This is a genomic window from Flaviaestuariibacter amylovorans, from assembly GCF_039541815.1.
Taxonomy (GTDB): domain Bacteria; phylum Bacteroidota; class Bacteroidia; order Chitinophagales; family Chitinophagaceae; genus Flavisolibacter; species Flavisolibacter amylovorans.
Window position 1 is genome coordinate 1 of the sequence record NZ_BAABGY010000004.1, and the last position, 25,997, is coordinate 25,997.

9 protein-coding genes are annotated in these 25,997 nt (G+C 62.4%); 4 read left to right on the forward strand and 5 right to left on the reverse strand.

Going from position 1 to position 25,997, the window contains the following annotated elements; all coding sequences use genetic code 11:
• Positions 1-108: 108 nt before the first annotated feature.
• Entirely contained in the window at positions 109-12,108 is a 12,000-nt protein-coding gene (locus tag ABD937_RS04830) for an Ig-like domain-containing protein (RefSeq protein WP_345253829.1), read from the reverse strand.
• 200 nt (positions 12,109-12,308) lie between these two features.
• Here ABD937_RS04830 and ABD937_RS04835 point away from each other — a divergent pair, with 200 nt between their 5' ends.
• The 4 genes from ABD937_RS04835 (at position 12,309) to ABD937_RS04850 (ending at position 16,504) form a co-directional block, all read left to right on the forward strand.
• Positions 12,309-14,288, forward strand: coding sequence for a tetratricopeptide repeat-containing sensor histidine kinase (locus tag ABD937_RS04835; protein WP_345253830.1), 1,980 nt, complete (start codon positions 12,309-12,311; stop codon positions 14,286-14,288).
• Positions 14,263-14,892: a response regulator transcription factor gene (locus tag ABD937_RS04840; protein WP_345253831.1), complete on the forward strand. Its 630-nt coding sequence runs from the start codon at positions 14,263-14,265 to the stop codon at positions 14,890-14,892. The genes ABD937_RS04835 and ABD937_RS04840 overlap by 26 nt, the downstream gene beginning before the upstream one ends.
• 462 nt (positions 14,893-15,354) lie before the next feature.
• A complete protein-coding gene (locus ABD937_RS04845) occupies positions 15,355-15,711 on the forward strand; it encodes a cupin domain-containing protein (RefSeq protein ID WP_345253832.1) in 357 nt (118 codons plus the stop codon).
• A 31-nt stretch (positions 15,712-15,742) separates the two neighbouring features.
• Positions 15,743-16,504 carry an SDR family oxidoreductase gene (locus ABD937_RS04850; RefSeq protein ID WP_345253833.1) on the forward strand — a complete coding sequence of 254 codons (762 nt, stop codon included), beginning with the start codon at positions 15,743-15,745 and terminating at the stop codon, positions 16,502-16,504.
• Between the two features lie 212 nt (positions 16,505-16,716).
• On the opposite strand, the gene ABD937_RS04855 is transcribed toward ABD937_RS04850, so the two are convergent.
• The 4 genes from ABD937_RS04855 to ABD937_RS04870 all read right to left on the reverse strand — a co-directional run bounded on the left by ABD937_RS04855 (position 16,717) and on the right by ABD937_RS04870 (position 25,913).
• A complete protein-coding gene (locus tag ABD937_RS04855; protein WP_345253835.1) occupies positions 16,717-17,829 on the reverse strand; it encodes an AAA family ATPase in 1,113 nt (370 codons plus the stop codon).
• Entirely contained in the window at positions 17,813-18,520 is a 708-nt protein-coding gene (locus ABD937_RS04860) for an RNA ligase family protein (RefSeq protein ID WP_345253837.1), read from the reverse strand. Before ABD937_RS04860 ends, ABD937_RS04855 begins: the two co-directional genes overlap by 17 nt.
• Positions 18,521-18,874: 354 nt before the next feature.
• On the reverse strand, positions 18,875-20,590 hold the full coding sequence (locus tag ABD937_RS04865; RefSeq protein ID WP_345253839.1) for an amidohydrolase family protein: 1,716 nt from the start codon (positions 20,588-20,590) through the stop codon (positions 18,875-18,877).
• 160 nt (positions 20,591-20,750) lie between these two features.
• Complete coding sequence (locus ABD937_RS04870; RefSeq protein ID WP_345253840.1) at positions 20,751-25,913, reverse strand: PKD domain-containing protein; 5,163 nt, start codon at positions 25,911-25,913, stop codon at positions 20,751-20,753.
• Positions 25,914-25,997 lie beyond the last annotated feature (84 nt).

Here is a 25,997-nt window from a genome sequence, read left to right on the forward strand (position 1 = left end):
ATGAAAACACCTGAGCAGGTGCACAAAACAAAAATCCCGGCCACCTGAGGCAGCCGGGATCTCTTCTAAAAACTGTCAACCTATTCTAGGACTATTCAAAACGATATCCTACTCTTTTACAATCCGCACACTACCCAGGTAGTCGCCTGAAGTGGTATGTACCTGTACCTGGTATATACCGGCCGCCAGCCCCTGCAGCGAAATGGTTTGTACGGATACCCCCACTCCTATTCCGCGGGTTTGCTTCCATACGATCCTGCCTGCCGGATCGGATAAGGTGATCAGCACCTGCCCTTCCTTTCCGCCAACAATGCGCAGCTCGGTGCTCGTACGGGCCGGGTTGGGGTAAACGGTGATGGCAGGCGGCACGCTGCGTTGCTGCAGGGTGACCACATGGCTGTACCGGCTTTCCCCGTTGATGTCTTCCTGCCGCAGGCGATAGTATTGCCGGAGACCCGCATACAACGAATCGGCAAAGCGGTAATCCAATGACGTGTTGCTGGTGCCCGATGGTGCCGCACTGCCCACAAAGCCAATGCGCGCGAAGACGCGACCGTCGTAAGATCGCTCCACCTGGAAGCCCCGGTTGTCCTGCTCGGACGCCGTACGCCATTGCAGCTGGTTCGTACGCCCGGTGGACTGGCCGCTGAAGTAGAGCAAGGATACCGGCAACGGCGTAGACGTGCTGCCGATGGCAAAGGGCGAGAAGGCCTGCTGGCCCATAAGCGACACGCTGCGGAGCCCGCCGTTAAGTACGGCGGTGATTCCCGATGCGTCGTTGTTCGCCAGTGCCCAGCCGCCTGTGACGCCATAACGGAACACACTGACCAGCGAAGGTGTCGTCCAAAGGGAATCGGGATAGGTGAAGATGAGCGAAGCAGGCGTAGCTGTGGGTGTCACCGACGGCGTGATGTGCCAGATGCGCGGCAGGGCCAGGGACTGATTCACCGCTGCATAGCCGGCAAAGTCGCCTTGCAGGCGTACCGTCCAATCCAGGCCTTCAGCGGTCGTGATGCTAAGCGGTGTATAACTTGCCGTGCTCAGGCCGACCGGCATCAGCTGGGTGCCGGCGAGCGATCGGCGCGTCAGGGCTCCGGATCCGTTCGTCACCACGAAGGCACTTCCATCGCCACCTGAGATCGATCCCACGGTGAGGTTGCTGCTGCCCAGGATCACGTGGCCACCAGAGGCACCGAAGGTCAGCGAACCGCTGACGACGGAATGACCCGACAAGATGAAACCGCCGCCGCCATTGACATGCAGTGCCTGCACGGTAAAGGCTGGCACCTGCTGTCGTGTATTTCCTTCAAGGTCCAGCCGCCCCTGAGTCATATCCAAGGTACCGCCGTTGTTCATCAGGTTTCCATAAAGGTTCATCGTTCCCGCCACCATGAGCGAGGAGCCGCTCTGGACGATCAGGTTGCGTGCGGTGGCGACGGCGCCACTAGCAACAACAGGCTGGTTGACGGCCGATGCCGGGATCACCACATCCGTGGTTGCGAGGGGAACCGGTCCGCACCAGTTGGCGCCGTTGGTCCAGTCGCTGTCTGCGGCGCCGGTCCAGGTGCTGGCCGTGATGGTGGCATGCAGCGTCAGGGTGAGCTGCCCCATGGAGCCACCCACGCCCTCGGAAACGCGGAATTCTATTTTATCGTCGGGGCCGAGCACGCCTTCCCACACCGCGGTGTGCGCATCGCAGCAATCGCTGTGTGCAAACACGAGGGAGTCGTTGATGCGCAGCTCCACCTTGTCGTCGTGCGCGGGCACATCGATCGTATAATATCCGCAGGGGAAACCCTGGCGCTTCGCGCTCCAGGAGTGGTTGTCGGCGCCGACCGTGCACCCCTGGTAGCCGCTCGCGGATGAGGGCGTGCCACTGGGGTCCCAGCGGGTCAGGGTATTCAGATCAAGTGTCGGCTCCACATAATACCCGGCATAGGCCGCGCTCCAAGGCGTACCGGACTGATCGCCCGCGTTCCACGCATAGACGTTCCATTGATTTGTTCCGAAGGTCGCCGGATTACCCGCGGCGACCACAACCGTAAGCGCGGTGCTTGCCGAAAGTGCCGTACCGCAAATCGACGTGCCGGAAGAGGTGACCGTATAACTACCGGCCGATGAGGAGGCCAGGTCCAGCGCGCCGGTTGCGGGGTCGAGCGCGAGGCCCGAGGGCGTTGCGCTGAACGTTCCCGTGGCAATGCCGGTAATGACCGGCGACACCGTTTCGTTGCTGCCGGCTACATAGCAGCCGGTGCTGGCCGGGTATGCGAGGCCCGCGGCTTCGGCGATAGCCGTCAGCGAAAGACCCAACCGCGAGCCCAGGGTGGAAGTGCTGCGCACCCGCATTTCTACTGTATCGGCCGATGACAGATAGCCCTGCCACACGACTGCGCTGCTGGCCTCAAATCGGCCGAAGCGGCGGATCAGGTCGCCGTTGATCCAAAGCTCGCCCGAAACATCCAGCGTCGTAATACGCAGCGCATAGTAACCGCAGGTAAACCCTTTGCGCACGGCAGACCAGGAGAAGCTCCTGCTGGTGATCGGGCAACCCTGGAAGGCAGGATGGGCCGACGGATAGTTGCCGTTGGCATAGGAGAAATTCGGCGACTGGCTGGTTGTGGCGCCGGGAATGTAGCCCACATAGGCCGTGTTCCAGGATTGTGCCTGGTTGGCATGGTCGCCGGCATTCCAGGCATATACATTCCAGGCATTGGTGCCGGGAACCGACGGGTCGCCGCCTGGCGCGTTGATCGTGATCGGGGCGGTGCCGACCAGGGTATCACCACAGCTTGTGACCAGGGTATAGGTCACCGTATAAATACCACCCAGGCTGGCCGCCGTGTTGACGGCGCCCGTGGCCGCATTTACCGACAAGCCGGCGGGGCTCGCAGTGAACGTGCCTCCCGACAGTTGCCGGTTGGGCGACACCACTCCTGCGGAGGTGCAGTATGGGCTGGACGTATAGCTGAACGTTGGTGCTGAAAGCTGAAACGACAGGGCGCCCTGCGCACCGCCGATCCCCTGCGTCACCCGGAACTCTACCGAGTCAGTGGCGCCGAGCATCCCTTCCCACACCTGACTGTGCGTATCGCAACAGGAGTTGTGCTCCCACACCTTCACGCCGTTGATCCAGAGCTGCGCGGCATCGTCATGACTATCGATATTGACGGTGTAATACCCGCAAGGAAAGCCTTTTCGCTTCGCGCTCCAGGAATGATTTTCTGTGCCCACCGCACAACCGGCATAGCCGGGTGCATCGGAGGGCGGCAGATGGTCGGCCCATTGATTCAGCGTGCTGAAGTCGGTGCCGGCGGCGGTGTAATACCCCGAATAGTTGGTGCTCCAGGCGTTGGGCGCGATCGAAGCGCCGCCGCTGTTCCAGACGTGCACGCGCCACTGGTCAACCCCGAATACGGACGGGTCGCCCTGCTGTGCCCCGACCGATAGCTGCGCGGAGTCGACCTGCGTGTCGCCGCAAGGACTCACCCAGGTGTAATAAATGGTATAGCTTCCGGTGCTGCTTGCCGTCGGCGTGATCGTTCCGCTCGCGGTATCGAGCGCCAGGCCCGCAGGCAGGGCGCTGAATACGCCGCCACCGAAGTTTACGGTAGCAGCAACGGGCGCACTTCCGGAGCAGCTGTTGCTTACCGGGTAGCTCAGGTCAACCGAGTAGCCCAGGGGGATGAAGGCAATAGAGCCAAAGCCGGAGCCATTCGAGAAGCAGCGGAACTCCACACTGTCCGTCGGGCCGAGGAAGCCCGTCCATACGTTGCTATGGTAATCGCCGGAGCCACGGTGCTCCCACACCATCACGCCGTTGATCCACAGCTGGCCGGTATACCGGTGGGTGGGGATATTGACCTGGTAGCGGTCGCAGGGGAAGCCGGTACGCTTGGCGCTCCAGGAAAACTGGTAGGGATTTACCGCGCAGCCGCCGTATCCGGCCGCCTCAGATGGATTACCAATGTTCGACCAGTGCTCTTCCGTGTTGAAGTTGAGCCCGGCAGCCGTAAAGAACCCGGTGTAATTCAGGTTCCACACGTTGCTGTTGGGTATGCTACCCGTACTACCACTGTTCCATGCATAGACGTTCCAGACGCCGGCTCCGAAAACAGAAGGATCGCCTTGAACCGCAGTGACCGAAAGTGTTACCGACGTCGTCAGCACCTGTCCGCACTCGTCGGTGATCGTATTGGTGATCGTGTATTGCCCGGCGGCGCTTGCTGCCGTATTGATCACACCCGTCAGCGAGTCGATGGAAAGACCTGCCGGGGCCGCACTGAATACCCCGCCGCTCCTGCTCACAGAAGGAGTGAGCAAGCCGTAGCTGGTGCAAACGCCGCTCGCGTTGTAATTGAAGGCAACCGCTGCACTTACGGCTACGATATCGATCGTGCCGTAGGCGTCGCCGAGCGCTTCACTACCGCGGAACATCACGCTGTCGGTGACGCTCAGATGGCCGGTCCAGACACCGTGGTGCTGATCGCCGAAGGCGCTGTGCTCCCATACTTTTACGCCGTTGATCCACAGCTCCGCGGCATCGTCGTGGCCTGTGATATCGATGCGGTAATAGCCGCAGGTAAAGCCCTGTCGCTTCGCGGCCCAGGAATGGCCATCTGCGCCTACCGGGCAGCCCTGGTAGTTCGCGGCATCGGAAGGCGCGCCAGCAGCCGGCCACTGCGCAGCCGTATTGAAGCCCGTACCGGAAGCGGTATAAAAGCCGCTGTAATTGAGGTTCCAGGTGTTGGCGTCGACGGCGGCGCCACCGCTTCTGTAGGCATACACATTCCAGATGCCGTTGCCGTACAGTGCCGGGTCGCCCGCCACCGCGGCTACCCGGAAGGGCGCCGTGGCGCGCACCGTGTCGCCGCATGGCGTTGGCCAGTGATAGGTAATCGTATAGCTTCCGGCGGCACTTCCCGGCACCGTGACGACACCACTGGCGCCATCGATCAGCAGGCCAGCGGGCGCTGCTGTGTAAAAGCCACCGGCGGTGCTGACCACCGAAGCGACCGTTGAATCGCCTACGCAACCCCCGGCAACCGGGTAACTAAGCGTGACCGGATCGGTGACCGGAGTGAATTCGAGCGTACCCACCGAGCCGGCGGTCGCCTCCGTGACGCGGAACTCGATACTGTCCGTGCTGCTTAGGAATCCTTCCCAGATGTTCGGGTGCTGGTCGCAGCAGATGGCATGTTCCCACACCTTGACGCCGTTGATCCAGAGTTCGGCCGCATCGTCGTGGGCGGTTACCGAAAGCCGGTAGCGGCCGCAGGGGAAGCCCTGGCGCTTCGCACTCCAGGAGTGGTTGTCGGCCCCGACCGGGCAGCCCACATAGCCCGCAGCGCCCGACGGCGACGTGCCGCTGGCCCAGTGCGCAGCCGTATTGAAGGAGGTTGCGGCAGCTGTGTAGTAGCCGCTGTAGTTCTGGCTCCAGGTACCTGAGTGCACGGCCGCGCCACCGCTGTTGTAGACGTATACGTTCCAAATGCCGTTGCCGTATTGCGCCGGGTCACCCGTTGGCGCGTTCGCGAAGGGAGCCGTGGCGCGGGCCGTATCGCCGCAGGGCGTCCGCCAGTGATACGTAATGAGGTAGTTTCCGAAAGCGCTGCCCGGTACCGTAATGATACCGGTGCTGCTGTCGATCAGAAGGCCGGCCGGTGCTGCGGAAAAGAAACCTCCGGAGCGGCTGACCACCGGCGCGGGCACGGCCGTGTTCGGGCAGGCCGATGAAGTGGCGTAGGTCAGGGTCACCGGATAACCGATATCGGTGAAGGCAAGCGTGCCACCGGAGCCGCCGCTTCCCTGCGTGACGCGGAACTCGACACTGTCCGTGGCTCCCAGCACTCCTTCCCAGATGTCCGGGTGTTGGTCGCAGCAGATGGCATGTTCCCAGACCTTGACACCGTTGATCCAGAGTTCGGCCGCATCGTCGTGGGCCGTTACCGACAGGCGGTAGCGGCTGCAGGGAAAGCCTTTACGCTTGGCACTCCAGGAGTGGTTGTCAGCGCCTACCGGGCATCCAATGTAGCCCGCAGCGCCTGATGGTGGCGTGCCGCTGGCCCATTGTGCGTGGGAATTGAGTCCGAGGGTGGCAGCCGTGTAGTAACCGGAATAGTTTGCCGACCAGGTGCCGGCATGCACAGCAGCGCCGCCGCTGTTGTACACGTACACGTTCCAGATGTCGTTGCCGTACAGTGCCGGATCGCCTGTTGCCGCGATCACAAAAGGAGCCGTGCCCCTGGTGGTATCGCCGCAGGGGGATATAATATGATACGTAATGGTATAGCTTCCTGCGGTGCTGCCCGGCACCGTGATGACACCACTGGCGCCATCGATCAGCAGGCCAGCCGGCGACGCCGTATAAAAGCCGCCGGTGGTGCTCACCACCGGCGCGGGCACCACCGTAGTGGGGCAGGCAAATGAAGCGGCATAAGATACCGTGAGTGGAAGGTTGATCTCGGTGAAAACGAGCGTGCCGCCCGATCCGCCGCTTCCCTCCGTGACGCGGAACTCGACACTGTCGGAGCTGCTTAGGACTCCCTCCCATACGTTCGGGTGCTGGTCGCAGCAGATCGCATGCTCCCACACCTTGACACCGTTGATCCAGAGTTCGGCCGCATCGTCGTGGGCCGTTACCGACAGGCGGTAGCGGCTGCAGGGAAAGCCTTTACGCTTGGCACTCCAGGAGTGGTTGTCGGCCCCTACCGGGCAGCCCACATAGCCCGCAGCGCCCGACGGCGACGTGCCGCTGGCCCATTGTGCGTGGGAATTGAGTCCGAGGGTAGCAGCCGTGTAGTAACCGGAATAGTTTGCCGACCAGGTGCCGGCATGCACAGAAGCGCCGCCGCTGTTCCAGACATACACGTTCCAGGTGCCCGCCCCGTAGAGAGCGGGGTCGCCCGCGATGGGACTCTTCACCGTCACACTCCGGGAGGAAAATGTGGCGCAGGAAGGGCGTGCCCCGAAAGCCGTATAAATACGGTGCGTGCCGGCTGCGGGATCAGACACGAGCAGGCGGCTCCTGTTTACATAGTAGTTAATGGCGCCCGCTTCCACACTGGTTTGTACGGAGTCGGCAAGCGCCGTATCAAAAGCAAGCACTTCCATGAACTCGCAGTCGGAGCGCTCTCCGTTTCCGAGCCCGTTGAGCTGCAGGCCGTCGGGGCCGTTCGTGCCGCCTCCGTTGGCCGCCAAGAGCAGGCCATTCTCATAGATCGCACTGACCGACCCGGTCGACCTTCCGGTATACACCTGGATCGAGTTGTTGGCCGCATACCCGTTCTCCTGCACCCAGCCGTTGTTGAAAAAAGCCTTTCCCTGCTGCCCGTTGTGCCAGCCAAGCAGCCAGTTGTTTCGATAGGTGGAAAGAACCCGCGCACGGACACCGCCGGTCTGACGCGCCGTATAGGTGATCGTGAACGGTGCCGGGAACTGTGCATCGAGCCGCATGAACTGCGTCGTTCCGAAACGGAGGGCCGGGAGGTCGTTCGCGGCGCTGTGCAGCAGGAGCTGCGGCTGCGCGGAGGCCGTGGCCTGCGTCAGGTGCGCTCCGTTTCCGGACTGATCGTAGAGGGTCACGCAGAACACAGCACTGCCGCCCGCCCAGGCGCTGACCGCCGCCGTATCGAGGTGGCGTCCGATAGCGTTGAAATCCTGTTGCGCATCGTCGGAAGCACGGCGCAGGCGCAGGAGCGGCCCCGTATATGTACTGCTCAGGAGGCGGAGTCCGAGGGCAAGCTTTGCCGATGAAGGTGCCGCGTCCACGGGCAGGGCGAGGTCGAGCCACCCGTTTAACGCAAAGCCAGATGCGGTCAGAAAGCTGCGGCTGCCCGCGCAAAGAATACTGTCGCCGGCGATCGTAAGCGAGTCGGTAAACTCCGAAACGGTAACCCGCTTCTCCTCGGGCACGCAAGGCCCCTGGTAACGGGCGTAATAGGTGCCCGCACCGGCGTTCACCAGCGGGTTGGCCGTAGCCACCAGCGTGCCCGAAGCATTGGGACCGGTGTACCAGCTCACGGAGCTGCTACCCGCGATGTTGTTGATCGTAAGGGTGGTGCTGCCGCCAGTGCAGACCAGCGTATCGCCGGAAAGAACAGGCAGGAGCGGCAGTACGGTAACCGTATAACTACAGGAAGCCGTATTTCCCGCCCCGTCGGAGGCGGTGAACGTTACGGCCGAAGTGCCGACCGGAAACAGGGTTGCGCTGGCCGGGCCACCGGTTTGTACCACCGTGGCGGTCCGGCAATTGGTCGTCACCGGAGCCGTTAAAGAAACGTACGCGCCGCATGCGCCGATCTCCTGCGTTACCGTCCGACCGGACGGGCAGACCATTCGAAGGGCGCTCGTATCGCGGGGAATGATATTGATCGTGCAGCTCGCCTCGTAGCCGGCGCTGTCGCGAACGGTGAACTGTACGCGAACCGTATCCATCCCGTTGATGGGGCTTCCGGCCGCGGGCAGCTGCGTGATCACCAGGCTGCTTGCGGGGCTGCATTCGTCGGCGGCCGTCAGCAGGGAACGATAGTCGGGAAGCGTAGCCGCGCAGGATGCATTCACGATAAGTTCCTGGCCGGCCGGACATTGCACCACGGGCGGCCTGCCATCCTTTACGATGGTCTTACCGACGGTGGTGCTGCAACCGGTGGCCGATGCCCCGGTAACATAATAGGTTGTTGCGGGCCCCGTGGGGGTTACCGTGATGGTTGCATTGCTGATGGGCGTGGCAAGTCCGTAATAACGCGCGCTGTAACCTTCCACCTCGGCACGTGCGTCGTCGCTCAAAGCCGTATTGAAGAGAAGTATGTCGCCGAAGTCGCCATCCGACAATTCGATCGGCCCACCGGCATTTCCGTTCACCTGCAGTCCGTTGATACCACCGCCGCCATTACCGCTGGAATAGAGGGGAATCCCATTCTCGAACACGCGCGACGTGCCGCCGCTGCGGGTTGCGGCATACAGGTAGGCCATGGCGTCGGCTGGAATACCGCCGGCCGGCGATACCCAATTATCGAAATGCGCCATGCCCTTATTTCCGCTCCACCAGCCAAGCAGCCAGTTGTTATAGACCGTTGAAAGCATGCGGCCGCGTGCCGGGCCGTTCTGCCGGGCCAAATAAATGGCCGTGTACGGCTCTCCCAGCACCACCGGGCTCGTCATAAAACGGGCAGGGCTTGCGCTGAACCGGAGCACAGGACGGCCATTGATGCCGCTGGCCACAAAGAGCGGCTGCCGCAACGGGTCTGTTTGCTCCAGGTGATTGCCGTTGCCCGATTGATCGAACAGCTTCACGCAACGACCGGTCTCCGATCCCAGGAACGCATAGATAGCTGCCAGGTTCAACTCTCCGTTGATGAATCCGAATTCGGCGACTGCGTTATCGGATGGACGACGCAGCTGCAGGGCAGACCCGTTAAAGCTGCTCGAAAGCTGATGCAGCCCGGCTGCCAGTTTTGCCGATGGAATAACCGGCGGCGTACTCCAGGAATAGGAGCTCGCCCCGGAAGCGGTCAGCTGCACCGAGCCGCAGGTCGTATCGGCACTCGCGGTAATGGTGACCGGATTTGCGGCCTGTACGGTTACGGTTACCGGAACGCGTGCGGTGTTGGTGCAGGCAGCCCGGTACTTCAGGATGATCATCCCGTTTCCGCTGTGATATCCCTGGGTATGCACCACGTTCTGGGTGAGCGCCGGATTGGTATAAGACGATCCACCGCCGCCCGCGGCGCCGACGAGGCTGCCACCGCCACCGCCAAACCAGCCACCACCGCCGCCGCCGCCCTGTCCCGGGCCGCCCGCACCCCAGCTTCCCGGACCTGCGCTCGGAGGATAGGTGCCGTCGCCTCCTTCCCCATACATCGTTTGTGTGCCGGGCTTACCGTTTACCTCAGAAGCGTAGTACCCAGGCATGACCACCGGCGACAGACCCCCGGTAAGGCCACCACCGGCGCCTCCTTGTCCGTACCCTGCGTAATGCCCGGCGCCGCCGCCGCCGCCTGCCACCAGCACGCGGTCCGTAAGGCCGGTGCCCCCGATACGAATGTCCGATGCGCCCCCGCCCGAGCCCGAATATTCCGTCGTGGCCGCACCACCCCCGTTGAATCCCCCGGCAGTGATACTATAGGATGCGGAATATGTGCCGGCGCCACCTGCATACAAGGAAAGCTGCTGACCGGGTGTCACGCTGAGCGTGGCCTGCACGCGCCCACCCGGCCCGCCCGGATTGTCGCCACCGCCGGAACCAGCCCGGAGGTCCACCTGGATGGATACTACGTCGGCTGGAACCGTGAACGTCTGCACGGAACCGGTATAGAAGATCGTATCTGTTTGCTCCTGTGCATCGGCCTGCACATAGTAGGTGGTGGTTTGCGCCAGCTGAACCGGGAAGCTGCCTGCCGATCGATACAGCAGGTTGCCGCCCGTGGGCGCGTCGTACCAGGAGGCGATGGCGCCCGTGTTCGTCAGGGAAAGCTCCGACCCGCTACCGGCGCAAATAGCCGCCGGGCTGGCGACCGGGACGGTCTGCAGCACTTGTACCCGGACCGGGACGCGGGGACCGCCGGACGCGGATACCCAATAGGTGGTGGACGCGGTCAAGGCCGGGGTCGTGAAAACGGCGCCCGTATGCAGCGTGCTGCCGGTCGTCTGGTTCGTATACCAGGCGATGGAACCCGTTCCGCTTGCGGTCAGCGTCGTGCTACCTCCGGCGCAAACGATCGTGCTCCCGGAAATTGCCGGCACGGTGGCCAGGGTTATCGTAACAAAGTCTTCCGCGGTACAGCCGTTGGCAGACGAAGCGTTTACCCGGTACGTAGTTGTTTCGGCAGGCAGCACGGTCACCGAGCTGGCAGTCGAATAAACCGGGTGCCAGGCCAAAGTAGAGGCATCAGTGGTTGCCGTGAGCGTAACCGCCGTTCCGGGCGTAACCGTACGATCCGCTCCTGCCGAAAGCTGGGGCGTCGGGAGTACCGTCACACGCAACGTTTTCGTGGATGAGCAGCCATTCCAGGTGCCGGTGACCGTATAATCCGTGGTTGCGGTGGGCGTTGCCACCAGCGTGGCACTCGTGGCGCCACCCGGCGACCACGAATACGTATCGGCGCCCGAGGCCACGAGCTGCACCGTTTGCCCCGAGCAAATTGTGGCAGGACCGGTGACCGAAAGCGCTGTGCACGGCAACCCGTAGTAGGCCTGCTGCGCGCCTTCTACCGCGCGGCGGCTCGACGTCGAAAGCACGTTCGGGAAGAAGACAAGCTCCGGACAGTAAAAGTTGCCCGCGCCGCCGCCGCCATTCCGGTCGCCGATGCGCAGGGGTGCGCCGCGATCGGCAAACGTTGCTGCGGTGGTTGAGCGCACCGGGTAGCCGTTCAATAAATTCGTCATCGCCCCCCCGGGACCCGTGATCACGAACCCGAAAATGGAGGCGCCGACTTCCGACACCACTGAAGAGCGGGGCGTACTCCCGCTCAACGAAAGGGTGGACAGTGTGTTGAGGTTGGCCGCATCGCCCACGAGGAAATTGCCGGAAGCGTTGCTGAAATCGAAGGGCGCCGGGAAATGCTGGGCCTCCCCGGTGGATAGGCCGGTCTTCGTAGCGAGGGAGCCGGGCACACTGCCGGTGCCCTGGGCCACACCGATCAACGTTACGGCAGTCGGAAAAAGTACCACCGCAGCGGTCGCCAGGTTAGACGTTGCGAAATAGAGTGCCGGCTTGCCGTTCATACGGTCGATGCTGCCCGAATTGACGATCCGGGGCTGCAGCGAAGCGGAAGCCTGCACGGCATCGATGGCGGAGCCGCCCTGGTCGTACCACTTCGACACAAAGCCGCTTGCCAATCCCACAAAGGCTTTCAATGCGGCCGTATCGAGGGCGCCGGAGGGGGTAAACCCGATATTCTGCAGGCTGTTGTCGCTGCTCCGGCGCACCTCTACCGCGCTCCCCGTATAGGCGGAGCTCAGTTTACGCAGCGAATAGGCAGGCTTGGCCGGTGTTGCCGAAGAGAGCCCGACGCCGTCCAGCGCGTTTACCTGGGCCTGGGCGCCGATGGCGGCAGCAAGCAGGCAGATGAGGAAAAGCGGGCGAAGGAGGCGGGCGGAAGAAAGGGTCATGGGAACGGTTGCAGTTAAGAGGATTCGGGATACCACCGGCGGAAACGAAGGCTGTCGGACAGGCCGGAAAATACCCGGCTACGAAACTACTCTTATCCGGCTGCGGGGCCTATAGGGGGTACCACGCAATCGCGCGCGGAGCGCGGATTTTATTGCCGGAAGCCCGGCCGGAAGGGTACATTTGTTCAAACCACACCCCGTTGCCCCAACCCGCTTATCGTTTCCTGCTGCTTTCCTCGCTCCTGTGGGTCGGGTGCGCGGCGCCCAAGGCCGACGCGGGCGCCGGCAACGCATTCCTCGGGCGGCTCGACAGCATTTCGCGCCTCGACGGCGACAGCGTCATATCCGCCGCACTCGGAGCGCTCTATCACAGCTCCTCCCCTGCTGTGCGCAACGAGCATTACCGGGCATTCGATCATAAAGCGGCGCGCCTGCTCGTCTATAACCCCGATGGCGCGCCGGGCATCGTGTCGCTGTTCCACCACCTCTGTGCCGACCCGTCGCTGGAAGCCGTGCACCGCGCCACGGCAGCGCTCGAGCTGGGCACCCACTTTGCTTACACCCGCGGCAACCCCGACAGCGCCGACCATTACCTGGCACTTGCAACGCGTGCGCAGGGGGCGCTCACCGACTCGCTCAACGCCCGGCGGCACGGGATCGAGGCCCAGGCCCAGCTCCTGCGCGGCGCGCGGAACGAGGCGATCGGGAGCCTGTACCACGCCATCCGGATGAGCGAACGCCTGCGGGACACGGCGGGCCTCTTCGGCACCCACATCAACCTTGCGGACGTGTACCGGGGCATGGGCAACCCGCAGAAAGCCATCGATGTGCTGCAGCGCGGGTCGGCCTACATCACCGATCGCACCAACCCGATCCATAAGGCCTTTTTCTACGGCAGCCTCGGCTCCGACTTCCTGACGCTGAAGCGATACGATTCGGCATACCGGCTTTTCAAAATCACCGAAGCACTTCTTGCCAGGGGACCTGCCTTCCCGAATGCCAGCTTCCAGCTCTATTGCGGGCAGGGAAAGCTCTTCACGGCGCTGAACCGCCACGATTCGGCCCTTTACTACTTCGAGCGGGCGGCCGGGATACAGGCACAGACGGGCGACCCGGAGGGCGCCAAGATCCTCGCGCTTTACAGCGCCCCCGCTTATGCGCGCCTGCGCGACGTAGGCGCCGAGGCGGCACTGATCCGGGAACTCATCACCGAATACAGCCAGAAGGGCGACCTCCAGAAAACGGCGCTGGCCTTTCAAAGCCTGCTGGAGGTGGCCCGCGTGCGCGGCAACTTCCGCGAAGCACTCTCCTGGCACCAGGGGCTCGACTCGGTGCAGGGCCTCATTGCCGATAAGGAAGGGCGTGAGTTCACCGTATTGGCCGAAAAGCAGTTCGAGGCCGGCAAAAAGGACCAGCAGATCAACATCCAGCAAGGCGAGCTGGAGCGGAGGCGCTCCACGATCTGGGTGCTGGCGCTGGCTGCGCTGGCCGCCCTGCTCGCCGGCGGCGTTTTCGTATCGCGGATCCAGCTCCGGCACAGCCGGCGCACGGCCCACCTGCAGCACCAGTTTGCCGGCCAGCTCCTGACGGCCACGGAGGAGGAGCGCGGCCGCATCGCCGCCGAGCTGCATGACGGTGTCAACCACGAGCTACTTACGCTCAAGAACAGCCTGGAAACGCCGAGCCCGGCCACCGAAGGCCGGATCGACGCCATCATCAACTCCATCCGCTTCATCAGCCGGAACCTGCACCCGGTGATGCTCCGCGAGATCGGCCTCGCACGCAGCATCGAGCATCTCTGCGAGCAAACGATGAACCGCGAGCCCCTGTTCGTGAGCGCGGAGATGGACTACGCCGGCGAGCTCGCGCCATCCGCAGAACTACAGGTATACCGCATCGTTCAGGAGGCGCTGACCAACACCATCAAATATGCCGGGGCGCACGCGGCAAAGGTGCAGATGGGGCGCAGCCCGGAAGGACTGGTCCTGACGATCCGCGACAACGGCAAGGGCTTCAATGTAGAAGAAACGCTGCACGGCGGGTCGGCCTTCGGCCTCTTCAGCATCCTGGAGCGCGCCCACGCCCTGGGCGGCAAGGCCACCATCACGTCCTCGCCCGAGGGCACCCTTATTCACCTCGACATCCCCCTCCGCCATGGCCACCGTACTTATAGCCGATGATCATCCCCTCACCCTGCTGGGCAGCCGCGCCTACGTGGAAGGACTGGGCCATAAGGTCGTGGAAGTGTGCAGCAACGGCATCACGGCCTACAACGCCATCCGGCTCCATTGCCCCGATGTGGCCCTGCTCGACATGCGCATGCCCGGTATGAACGCGATCGAGATCCTGGAGCGACTTGGCCGGGAGCGATCACAGACCCGGGTCATCATTCTCACGATGCACAACGAGAGCTCCATCTTCAACCGGGCCCGCGAACTGGGCGTGCGTGGCTACCTGCTTAAGGAGTTTGCCGTGAAGGAGCTCGAGACCTGCCTTGGAGAGGTGGTCCGGAACAGTACGTGGTTCAGCCCGAAATTGCAGGAAACCCTGCGTATCGACTCCGACCCGACGCCAGGCGGCAAGCTCGAAGGATTGACCCCGAGCGAGCGTAAGATCCTCTCGCTCATTGCGAAGCAGCAAAGCTCCAAAGCGATCGCCGACCTGCTGTTCATCAGCGAGCGCACGGTGGAGAACCACCGGAGCAACATCATCCGTAAACTGAGCCTGCCGCCGGAGAAGAATGCGTTGCTGCTCTGGGCCGTGCAGAACCTGCCCGAGGCCTGAAGCGCTTCGGCCCCATCACCATTGAATAGCGAATGTTGCCTTCAGCATGACGGTAAGAACGTTCCGCGTTATGCCAACAGGTGTAAGGCGTGCCGGGAAGCTTCCGACAGGAGGCGCTTTCCGCTCACGCCTCACGCCTGACGCTTCACGGTCTCCAGCGAGCGCCTGAATGCGCGCCCAATGATCACATCCGTAGCAGGAGAAGCAGCACGAAGCTACCGGTGGCCGGGTCGGTTACCCGCACAAAGCAGGCGCCGGGTATCAACGGATTCGCAAGAGCAACTCCGCTCACAACGGGCTGGACGTTCATAATCCCCAAGCCGATTTCGATTCCTCCTCATCTTAATCAGGCGGGCACGCTATCCCGTACCGGGAAAATCGTGAACTTAGGCGCCGCAATGGTCGGGCGCATCCGCCACCGCATGACACCTGAGACGCTTCAAACCCACTTAATAGTATCGAATGGAAAAGATTAATTGGAACAACGTACCGGCAGAGCAAGTCAACGAAAAAATGAAACGCCAGATGATCTATGGCGACAAGATCATGATCGCCCGCATGGAATTCGAGGATGGGTTCACCGTACCCTGGCACTCCCATGAGAACGAGCAGGTCACGGAAGTGCAGGAAGGCACCCTCCGGTTCTGGTTTGACGACAATGAAGAAGAATACATCGACCTGACGCCCGGCGACGTCATGATCATACCCGGCAACCGCAGGCACCGGGCCCTGATGATCGGGCGGGTGGTGGAAACCGACACCTTCGCTCCGCCGCGGCAAGACTGGATCGACGGATCGGATGCCTACCTGAGAAAATAAAGAACGTACAACCCGTAACAAAGTACAACGCATGGATCTTGGATTGAACGATAAGGTCGCCCTCGTGCTGGCGTCGAGCAAAGGATTGGGCAAAGCCGTTGCCCTGGAACTCGCGCGCGAAGGGGCACGGGTGATCATCTGCGGCACCGACGCCGGGGCATTGAAGGCGACGGAGGCAGCCATCGGCGCGCTCGCGCCAGGCAATGTCTTTTCAGTGGTATGCGACCTTACCGACGAAGAACAGCGAAAGCGGCTGATCGATCAGAGCGTTGCCGCCTTCGGCCCTATTGACATCCTCGTTACCAACACCGGCGGCCCTCCAGCCGGCGCCTTCGAAGCGTTTAGCCTCGACGACTGGAAGCACCTATACAACCTGCTTTTCCTGAGCGCCGTTGACGTGATCAGGCTGGTGCTCCCCGGCATGAAGGAACGAGGGTTCGGCCGGATCCTGACGATCACATCGGTGGCGGTAAAGCAGCCTGCCGACAACCTCATTTCCTCGAACGCGGTGCGCACCAGCCTGCTGGGCCTCGTCAAAAGCCTGTCCAATGAAGTGGCCCCGTATGGCGTTACCGTCAACAACCTGCTTCCGGGCTACACGAGCACCAATCGCCTCGAAGACCTGATTGCGAAAAACCCTAAAGTGAACGAAGTAAAAGAGACGATCCCCATGAAGCGGTTCGGCACGCCGGAAGAATTCGCTTCAGCCGCCGCGTTCCTGGTAAGCGCGCGCGCCAGCTATATCACCGGCCAGTCGTTGGCGGTGGATGGCGGGTGGATCAAGGGGCACTAAAACAGCCAGACTACCTGTGGCTGTACCGTTTCCAGACAGGACCTCACCGTAACCAAAAACACCCGCAGGAAGCGGGTGTTTTTGTGTTTGGTACGCGTTTGACGCACTACGATAACCGGTGTTACTAGTAGTAGGTGGAGCTTGGTTCATGCGCACGTTATTCGGCGAACAGGTCATTGCGAGCGTAGCGTGTAATTGCATCGAACAAAATGCTAGGCGTTGCGTGCAAAGTAGTGTACTTCGTGGGCTTCCTCCGGCGCGGGCACCTCGAGGCGCTGCACGAGCCGGTCGATGGCCGCGGCGGGCACCACCGCTTCACGCCCTGCGTTCTGCGCCAGTAGTTCTACGTAAGGCACTTCCACGTAATCGATCCGCACATACGCCTTATAGGTCACACAAAGGTCCACCAGCTGCCCTCTCAGGTTGCGGGTGATATTGGTGGCGTTCCACACGAAATTCCGGCCGGCGCGCAGGTAGCTGCGCGCCGCTTCCTTGGCCGCCTGAATGGCGTGGCCGTTTCCGGTCTTGTCGGTGGGCGACACCTTCATCGCGCGCCGGATATCATCCAGGCTTACGACCGGCCAGTCGCGGTAATGCCGGGCAATGTGCGTGTCCTTGCCCGCACCGGGCAGGCCCGACATCAATACGACCGTAGACCCGAACTCGTCGAAGGGCACAAACCCCGGGTACGCTTCTTCCTTGCGGAAGTACTGGAAGCGTGCATGGGGCGTGGCAAACGCATAGGGCCTACCCCAGCAGTCGTGTTCCTGGCAAAGCGCATCGAAGAGCCCGATACGATAGAGCAGGTCTTCCCTGTCTGCACACTGCCGCCCCAGCGCATCGGCGCGAGCGAGCAGCGACAACAGCCGGGTATCGGCCACGAGGCAGGCACCGATGACCGCCTTCGCCGGGTCCGGCTTGTCGATGGCCCACAGCGGCAGCCCGTGGTAGCGCACCAGGTTCACCACCGCTTCGCGCAGGGCAAAGGGCGCCGGTTGGTCGAGGTAGAGGAGCGAACGCGCTGTGAGCGCACCCTTGCGGGCGTGGCCTTGGGCAGTGACGCGGCCATCCGGCTCGATCACCGTGGTGGAGCGCTTCTCCACATCGTGGAGCAACGCCGCTGCCCAAAGGGTCTCGCGTTCCTGCGCACCGAGCAGCCGGTACTCCGGCAAGGTTTCGAGGGCTTCGAGTACGAGGCGGGTATGCACGGCTACATCGCCCTCGGCATGATGCACGGGATCCTGGGGCACACCTTCCATGTCGCGCACCCAGCTGAAGCTGCGGCGTACCGCTGCCCAGTCTTTATTATCAGTCAATGTCCACATCGGCACCTCCTTCCCATTTTAAACGGGCACGCTTCCAATGGCGTGTCCAGTGTTCGCCTGTGGTTACGTGTCCCCTGCGCACCCATTTGAAAACATTGTGCCCGAAGTCGGCGGCTTCGAAGCCCGCAGCATTGCGGCTCACGATTCCTTCCATGGTGCAGGGGGCGCCGTTCCGGGCGTCGTGCGCGGCAAATGCGCCCGGTCCCTGAACCAGCGCCGCGATACCGGACTCAAAGGCTTGCCGGTCGGTCGGCACGGGTCCGGCAGCAATCACCGGCACTGTAGGCAGATCGATGAGGCCGGCATAGAAGACCACCTCCTCCCAGCTCAGCCAGCGGCCCCGCTCGCGCACCGCGAACACGAAGAAGTGGTGCGGCAAGGCCCGGTACTCGATGGAATGCACGGCATAGAGGTTTTCGAGAAAGATCTCGAGGTCGCCCAGCTCGCGGCGCACCTGCGCCCAGAATGTACGCAAGGTGGCGGTCCAGGGCGATGTGGTGGGCGCGGCGTGGCTGCGGGCAAAAACGCCATGGCGGCTCAGGCAGTTGTTTTCGCCGTCGAGCTTTTCGGTATGTACGAGGGTCTCTACCTGGCGCAGGTCCTCCCAGTATGTATCATTGATCCGGTCGTCGGAGCTCGTGCCCGGCGAGAAGGGATAATGAAAGGTGCGCCCGTATTTTTCGGATGACATAAAATTCCGTTTTCGGTTGAGGGACACCAGCGGTTCCGGTGTCCGTAATGTTGGGGTAAAAGAATCGCTGCAGCGCACAGAACGTGCGCTGGAAAGGCATAGCTTATGATGCGGCGATTACATACGTCAATGTTGAAAACGGTTGTTCGAGGAGGCGAAGATCGGATTTTTTTCCGGAGACGCCCACAAGAAACCGGCCAGGCGGGCGGATCGGCATCCACCGCGCAACCAGGCTTAACGACTTCACTCAGCCAGCGGCGCTTCGCCGATTAGGTGTACGCCTTACCGTTACCAATTTGATCCGTCAGTATTTAAGGAGCCTCTTCGGGCAGGGTCACAACCTGCGGCAGGAGCCTAATCCGGAAACCACACCTTCGCGATCTTGTCGCCCCTGATCTCGTAGATCGCGAGGCCATAGAAGGTTCCCTTGTCGGTGATGATCTCCTCGTGGTCCACCACCATATTGCCTTCCACCATCCGGTTCATAAGGCGGCAGTGCAGCGTACCCGGCTTTGTGAGAAACGCATACCCCTTCCGCATCTGCTCCTTGCCCTTCATCTGGAGCTTGCCCGAATTCAGCTGGTACACCTCCACATCGTCGGCATAAGCCGCCAGGAAGGCTTCGAGATCGTGCGCGTTGTAGGCAAGCAGCTGCTGGTCGGCCAGCTCCTCCGGCGACGGTGTAAGCGCCGAGTCGGGCCGGATCGTGCCACCCCTGTTGATCACCAGGTCGATTCGTTTCCAGGCGCCGAGGCTGTCCAGCGGGTTGCGGCTGAGGAGGAGCAGGTCGGCCCTTTTGCCTACGGCTACCGATCCGAACTCCGCCCCTTTCCCCACGCTGCGGGCGCCATTGATGGTCGATGCCTGCAGGAGCTGCCAGAGATCCATCCCGCTTTGCCGCATCGCCTCCAGCTCGTCGTAGTAGGAAGCCACATGCTGCGTACCGACGTTGCCGGCGTCGGTGCCGGTAGCGATCAGCACGCCGGCGTCGACAAACCGCTTCAGGTTGCGGCGCAAGAGGGAATCCGTGGTTTGTGCGGCGGCATTGGAGCGGGCAACGCCGACCCGGTACCGCTCGCGCAACGCCGTATCGGTGAGGTGCTTGAAATCGAGCACGGAATTCAGGGGCGCCGGGTGGGCATGCTGTATGTGCCCGGAAGAGAGGCGATAAGTCTGGCCGAACGCATCGCGGTACCCCTGCGACACGACCAGCGTGGGCGAGAGCACCACGCCCTTGTCTTTGAGCAGCTGTACGAAGGAAGCGTCCACGGGCTCGTCCTCGATACCGTGCACGAGGAAGTCGGCACCCGATTCTACGGCGAGGCGCGCGGTGATCTGCTCGGTGGCATGAACGGCCACGCGGAGGTTATTCTTATGGGCCTCGTCGATCACCGCCTGCACGAGCGGCAGGTGCACCCGGGCGGCGCTATCCGTATTTCTACCCATCACGATGTACCAGATCTTGATAAAATCCGGCTTATAAGGCAGCTGGCGGCGCACGAGGCGGCGCGCATCATCGGTGGTCTTCATTTCGAAAAAGGGCTCCTCTCCTCCCAGGCCCCGGTAGGCATCGGGCATCCAGGTGGTGAGTAGCGGCCCCGTCATGAATACGGCCGGGGCGTACCACTTATTCCGAAAGCTGTCGCGCTGCTTTAAGAACGGCAAGGTGGAACCGACGTCCACTACGGTAGTGATGCCGGCGCGCGTATAACGCCGCAGGAAGCGCTCCATATTGCGGTGCACCCAGTCGACCTCCTGCTGGTACGACCGGTATTTGCGCAGGTCCACCGCATCCGGGCGGGCATAGATGCCCCCGCTTTGAAAGAAGTGCACGTGCGCATCCACGAGGCCCGGCATCAGCCATTTACTGGTCCCGTCGATCACCTCGACGCCCGCGGGCGCCGGCAGCTTTTTGCCGATTGCCGCGATGACGCCGTTCTGCACGAGCACATCCTGCGGCGGAAGGATCTTCTTGTGCTCCACGTCGATGATCGACGTATTGCGGATCAGCAACTGCGCGCGCACCAGCGACGCACTGAAGCAAAGGAGGAGCAGCAGGATCGGTCTCATACCAGTCGTTTCCGTTAAGGTACACCCGATCCATCTATTCCGTACGCCCCCACCCTTTGGCAGGCCGGAACGAAAACCGGGGTGGCATAGCCACCCCGGTTGTTACCCGCAGGTATCGTCAAAAAAGCGCAGTCCTGACGGGGATCGCCGCCCGCACTAATCACCGGACCACCGTCACCGTTCCCTTCATCAGGAAGGTATTGCCCTCCTCGCAGGCCAGCAGGGCCACGTACACATAGGTCCCGGTGCCGACGACCTCGTTCTTGAAGCGGCCGTCCCAGCCGGCGGAGCGATCGTCGATGGCGATGTTGTTCCGCTCGAAAATGAGCTGGCCATTGCGGTCGAAGATGCGCATGTACCGGATATTGCTGACGCCGCTTCCCTTGATATAAAACACGTCGTTCTTGCCATCCCGGTTGGGCGAGAACGTGTTGGGCACGAATACCCACTCCTGTCCGCAGGGCATGTTGACGCGGAGCGTATCCGACCGGACGCAGTTGTACTGGTTGCGCGCCTGCACAATAAATGTAGTAGGTGCGTTGGGGTTGAAGACCGGGTTCGGGCAGTTGGCGCAGGAAAGGCGGTTGGCCGGCTCCCAGCGCCAGCCGGTGACGTCGGGGCTGCCGGTGGCCGTGAGCTGCAGGGGCACACCGCCCTGCGCCTGCAGGTCGGGACCGGCATTGACGGTGGGCAGCGGCCGCACCAGCACCTGCACCCGGGCCGTGTCGGTAAAGCAATTGTCGGCGTCGCGGCCCACTACCGTATACGTTGCCGTGGCAGCGGGCGCGGCAACGGGATTCGGGATCGCTGCGTTGCTCAGGCCCGCGGTAGCACCGATCCACTGGTAGCTCGTGGCACCGGAGGCCGACAGCTGCACCGATCCGCCCGCGCACATCTCGGCGCTCGCCGGCAGCTGCACCGTAATGGGCTGGGCCACGCGGATGAATACGGAATCGGTACTGGAGCAGCCTTTATCGGACAGCACGGTGACCCGGTACAGGGTGCTCTGCGCGGGCGAAGCGTTGGGGCTGCTGCTGGCCGGGTTGCTGAGGCCGGCTGCCGGCGACCAGGTGTACTGCACGCCGCCATTGGCCTGCAGCAGCACCGAATCGCCACGGCAAAGCACTGCCTGGCGCGGCGCCGCATTGATCATCGGGCGGCCGTGGATCGTGATGGAATGTGCTACGGTATCGATGCAGCCGTTCCGGTTGCCGATCAGCAGCACCGGGAACGTTCCTGTTGTTGTGTACACCTGTGCCGGCGGGTTGGCCACGGTGGCGTTGTTTCCGTTCCCGAACGACCAGCTCCATTGCAGGCTATCGGCGGGCTGGCTCGACGCGGCAAACAGCACGGGCGCCTGCACACAGGCTTCGGCCGGTCCCGAAAGATTCACCCGCGGCCACTGGCGCACGAACACCTGGGCGACCGCCTCCTTTTCGCAGCCATACTGAGAGAAGACGCGGAGCCGCACCGTGTAAACGCCGGGACGCGGAAAGCGGAACACCGGGTTTTGGAGCGCCGCGGTGTCGGCCGCGATGCCGGTGCCGAAGCTCCAGCTATAGCGGAGCGGCGTGCCAAGGGCGGTGCTGGCAAAGCTGTATACGTCGGCCAGGAAGCTGACGGGAACCGAGTCGCACACGACGGGCGGGATGCCGCCGATCGCTACGGACAAGCTATCGATCACGATGGGTTGCGGGAGGATGCCCGACGCCGGGCAGTTGTTGGCGTCGCGCACGATCATCTGCGGGCGGAACACACCTGGCGAAGGGTAGGCATAGGTTTCCGTGAGCGGTCCCGGGCGCACGTCGCCGTTGCCGAAATCCCACTGGTACTGGACGGCATGCTGCGTCGTTGCGGCAAGGTTCACGGTCTGCGACACGCAGCCCTGCAGCCGGTCGGCCGTCAGCTGCACCGACGGCTGTGTGATCGTAACCGAATCCACATAGGTACCGGTGAGCCCGTTGAAGCCAAACGTATTGAGGGTGATGCGGTAAGTCCCCGGCTGGGTATATACATGCGACGGGTAGGTTTGACTGCTGGTGCTGCCGTCACCGAAATCCCAGTTGAGCCGGATGAAGCCGACCGACAGGTTGTTGATCCGCACCAATGCCGGCAGGCAATTCCCGGTACCCAGGAACGACGTCGTGAAGCTGAAGGCCGTATTGAAATCAGCCACCCGGATGTTGTACCTCGCCGTGTCGAGGCAACCGGCGCCGTCGGAGGCCACCAGCATTACCGTATAATTATCGGCTACCGTATATGTATACTGCCCGCTGTAGTTGTTGCTGGTAATGCCGTTGCCGTAATGCCAGGTGAACAGCGGGTTGCCGGTGGTATTGCTGATGGAGTTGTTGAAGAAGGAGATCGCCGAGTTGAGGGGCACGTTCGGGAGGAACATACCGTTGGGGTTGAAGGCCGCCTTGACCCCGCGCACCTGCACGGGCTGCAGGGCGGTGCTGCTGCATCCCGTGGCATCGGTGACCGTAAGGCGCACGGTATAAAAACCCGGCGTGTTGTAGGTATGCCGCACCTGCGCATTGGTGGCATTGGTGTATTGCTGGCCATCGCCCATATCCCAGCGCCAGCTTTGAATGGTACTGCTGGTGGCCACCCGCGAGGTATCCTGGAACACGAAGGCCGTCTTGAAGCAGCTTTCGTTATTCAGCACCCGGAAGCCCGCTTGGGGCCCGTTGATCTGGATCGAGACGGCCGTGGTGGTATCCGAGCACCCGGTACCCCAGGGATTCAGCACCGCCCTGATGTTGTACACCCCGGGCGGGAAATCGCTCACCGTACCGTTGAATACCGACGGGTTGAAGATGCCGGACATCGAGAACTGCGCCCCGGCCGATTGCCCTGACGGGAGGATAAAGCTGTTGACATTGTATTGCCCCCAGAGCGTGGTGGAGAAGGCGAATGGGTTGGCCACCAGGTTATTGACCTGGAAGCTCATGGAGCCGCCCGAGCAGATGACGGGCGGCGACAGTACGAGCTGGGGCGTTTGCTTCAGCAGCACCCGGACCAGGGGCGCCTGCGCCGTGAGCGGGCAACCGTTGTAACTTGTATTAATACGGACCGTGTACGTTCCGGACGAGGTATAGGTATGCGTAACGGCATGTTGGCTCGAATCGTACGGAATCGTAGTACCGTCGCCAAAGTCCCAGGTACCGCCGTTGGCGCGAAGGCTGCGCTGGTCGAACTGCACCAGGCCCCGGGTGCCGGCACAGGTATTCTGTACCTGCGTGATCTGGATCGACGACGGGAGAATGGTGACCGGGACGACCCGGCGAACGGTATCGGAGCAGCGCCCGATATGGGTGATCAGCTGCACCGTGTACTGGCCGTTGTCCGGAAAGGTAAACCCGGTGGTCGACGAATAGCCATACCCCAGGTTGTTGCCGAAGGTCCACTGCCACTGGTCGCTGAAAAAGCTGGTGTCGGTGAAGGTCAGCGCGAGGGAATTGCCACAGGGCGCCGTGTTCACGAACCCGGCCCTCGGCTTCGGATACACGCGCGCGAGGAACGTGGCCGTTCCCTGGCAGCCCCGGTCGGTCACATAATTGAGGCGGATGAGGTAGCTACCCGGCTGGTCGTAGAACACTTCCGGCTCGGCAGCGCCCGACGTCACGCCGTTCCCGAGCTCCCAGTTGTAGGTCGCGATCGTAACGTTTGCGTTGACACCTAGCCGGAGGCGCAGCGAATCGCAATCGTACCAGCCGCGCGGGCTGCTGGTGCTGCGCGTCACGATGGACACCGACGGCGCGAAGATCGACAGGCTCCGGCTGGCGCGGGCCGAGCAGCCGAATGCGTTCGACACGGTTAGCGTGATCCAGTAATAGCCGTTGTTGTTGAACGGACGCACCGTCGTTTGCTGGGTGGAGAAGGTATTGCCGAAGAAATCCTGCTGCCAGTTCCAGGCGGTGGCGCCCGTTGTAGTATCGGTGAAACGTACGTTGACCGGGGCGCCGCACACCCCGAAGGAATCGATCAGGAAGCTGGTGGTGCCGGGCACCGGGTTCACCACGATGCTGCGCGTAACGGTCTCCGTGCAGGAGCCGAAGGTGTTGCGCAGCGTCACCGTATACGTGCCGGGCAGTGCGTAGATCTTGTTGGCCGAATTACCGAAGTTCTGAAAGGTGGAGCCGTCGCCGAAGTCCCAGGAGGTGGCGGTGGGCTGGAGCGTACTCGTAGCCGTCATCACCACATTGGAGCCGGCACAGGCCGTAGCCGGAAGCGTGATCGCCGTGTTGAAGCTTTGGTTCTCCACCACCGTAACCGGCTTGATGACCGTATCGCGGCAAACCCCGTAGGTATTGATCAGGCGCACGTCGTAAGTGCCGGCAGTGGCGTACAGTTGGCGGATGTTGAAGGTGCCCGTCGCCGTCTGGCCGTTGCCGAAATCCCAGGAGCTGGAGGAAGGCGACAGGTAGCTCGTAGGAAAGAACTGCGCCTCGCGGCAATACACCTGCGACGTGAAGTTCGTGTTGAAATACCCGACGTTGACCTGCTGGCTGAAGCCCGTCACCGAGCAGCCGTGCTCGTTGCTCACCGTCAGCCGGATGTTGTACAGGCCTCGTGTGCTGTACTTCTTCACGGGAGCGGCCTGCGTGGAGGTGCTGCCGTCGCCGAAGTCCCACAAGTAGGAAAGCGTGCCCGGCCCGGTGCTGGCGTTCGTCAGCACAAACGAATCGGCGGTGTTGCAGAGTAGGGTCTTGTTGACCGAGAAGCTGACGTTGATCGCCGGCAGGATCTCGAGGAAGTTGGTTTTGGTGACCGTGCCGGCGCACCCGAAGCTGTTGGTGGTGGTGAGGGAAACGGTCGGCTCGATCGGGGAAGAGTAGAAATGCGTCATGGAGGCGCCGAAGCCTTGCTGCACCGACCCGTCGCCGAAGTTCCACTGGTAGCTGTTGATAACACCATCTCCGGCAGTACCGGAGACCGTGAATTGCGCGGCCTCGGGCATACACAGGACGGGGCGCTGCACCGAAAAATCAGGAACGGGCGTCCGGTATACGGTAACCGTCTTCGAGCGCGTAGCGGTCTGGGCGCCGTCGCGCACGGTAAGCGTCACCGTGTACACCTGCTCGTTGTTATAGATCGCCGCGGGATCGCGAAGCGCCGAGCTGTTCCCGTTTCCCAGGTCCCAGGCATAGGTGGCGCCGGGGCCAGCACCGGTAGACAGATTCTGGAACCGCACGGTAAGCGGTGCGCAGCCACCTGTTTTATCCAATGAAAAGTCGGCCACGAGCTGCGCGTTTAGCTTGATGCAACACACGAAAAGCAGCAGCCAGGCGAGGGAAGCACGGAGGAGGGTGGGTCTCATAAAAGCAGGTGTTTGGCCCCGAATGCAGCGGCGGGCGCTACGGTTCCGACCGCAAAGTAACCCCCAATACCGTTACCGGACAAA

What these genes read in the sequence shown, in the direction of transcription:
- ABD937_RS04870 (WP_345253840.1), bottom strand. Translation starts at nt 25,913, where the DNA reads ATGAGACCCACCCTCCTCCGTGCTTCCCTCGCCTGGCTGCTGCTTTTC.
- ABD937_RS04860 (WP_345253837.1), bottom strand. Translation starts at nt 18,520, where the DNA reads ATGTCATCCGAAAAATACGGGCGCACCTTTCATTATCCCTTCTCGCCG.
- ABD937_RS04840 (WP_345253831.1), top strand. Translation starts at nt 14,263, where the DNA reads ATGGCCACCGTACTTATAGCCGATGATCATCCCCTCACCCTGCTGGGC.
- ABD937_RS04850 (WP_345253833.1), top strand. Translation starts at nt 15,743, where the DNA reads ATGGATCTTGGATTGAACGATAAGGTCGCCCTCGTGCTGGCGTCGAGC.
- ABD937_RS04855 (WP_345253835.1), bottom strand. Translation starts at nt 17,829, where the DNA reads ATGTGGACATTGACTGATAATAAAGACTGGGCAGCGGTACGCCGCAGC.
- ABD937_RS04845 (WP_345253832.1), top strand. Translation starts at nt 15,355, where the DNA reads ATGGAAAAGATTAATTGGAACAACGTACCGGCAGAGCAAGTCAACGAA.
- ABD937_RS04865 (WP_345253839.1), bottom strand. Translation starts at nt 20,590, where the DNA reads ATGAGACCGATCCTGCTGCTCCTCCTTTGCTTCAGTGCGTCGCTGGTG.
- ABD937_RS04830 (WP_345253829.1), bottom strand. Translation starts at nt 12,108, where the DNA reads ATGACCCTTTCTTCCGCCCGCCTCCTTCGCCCGCTTTTCCTCATCTGC.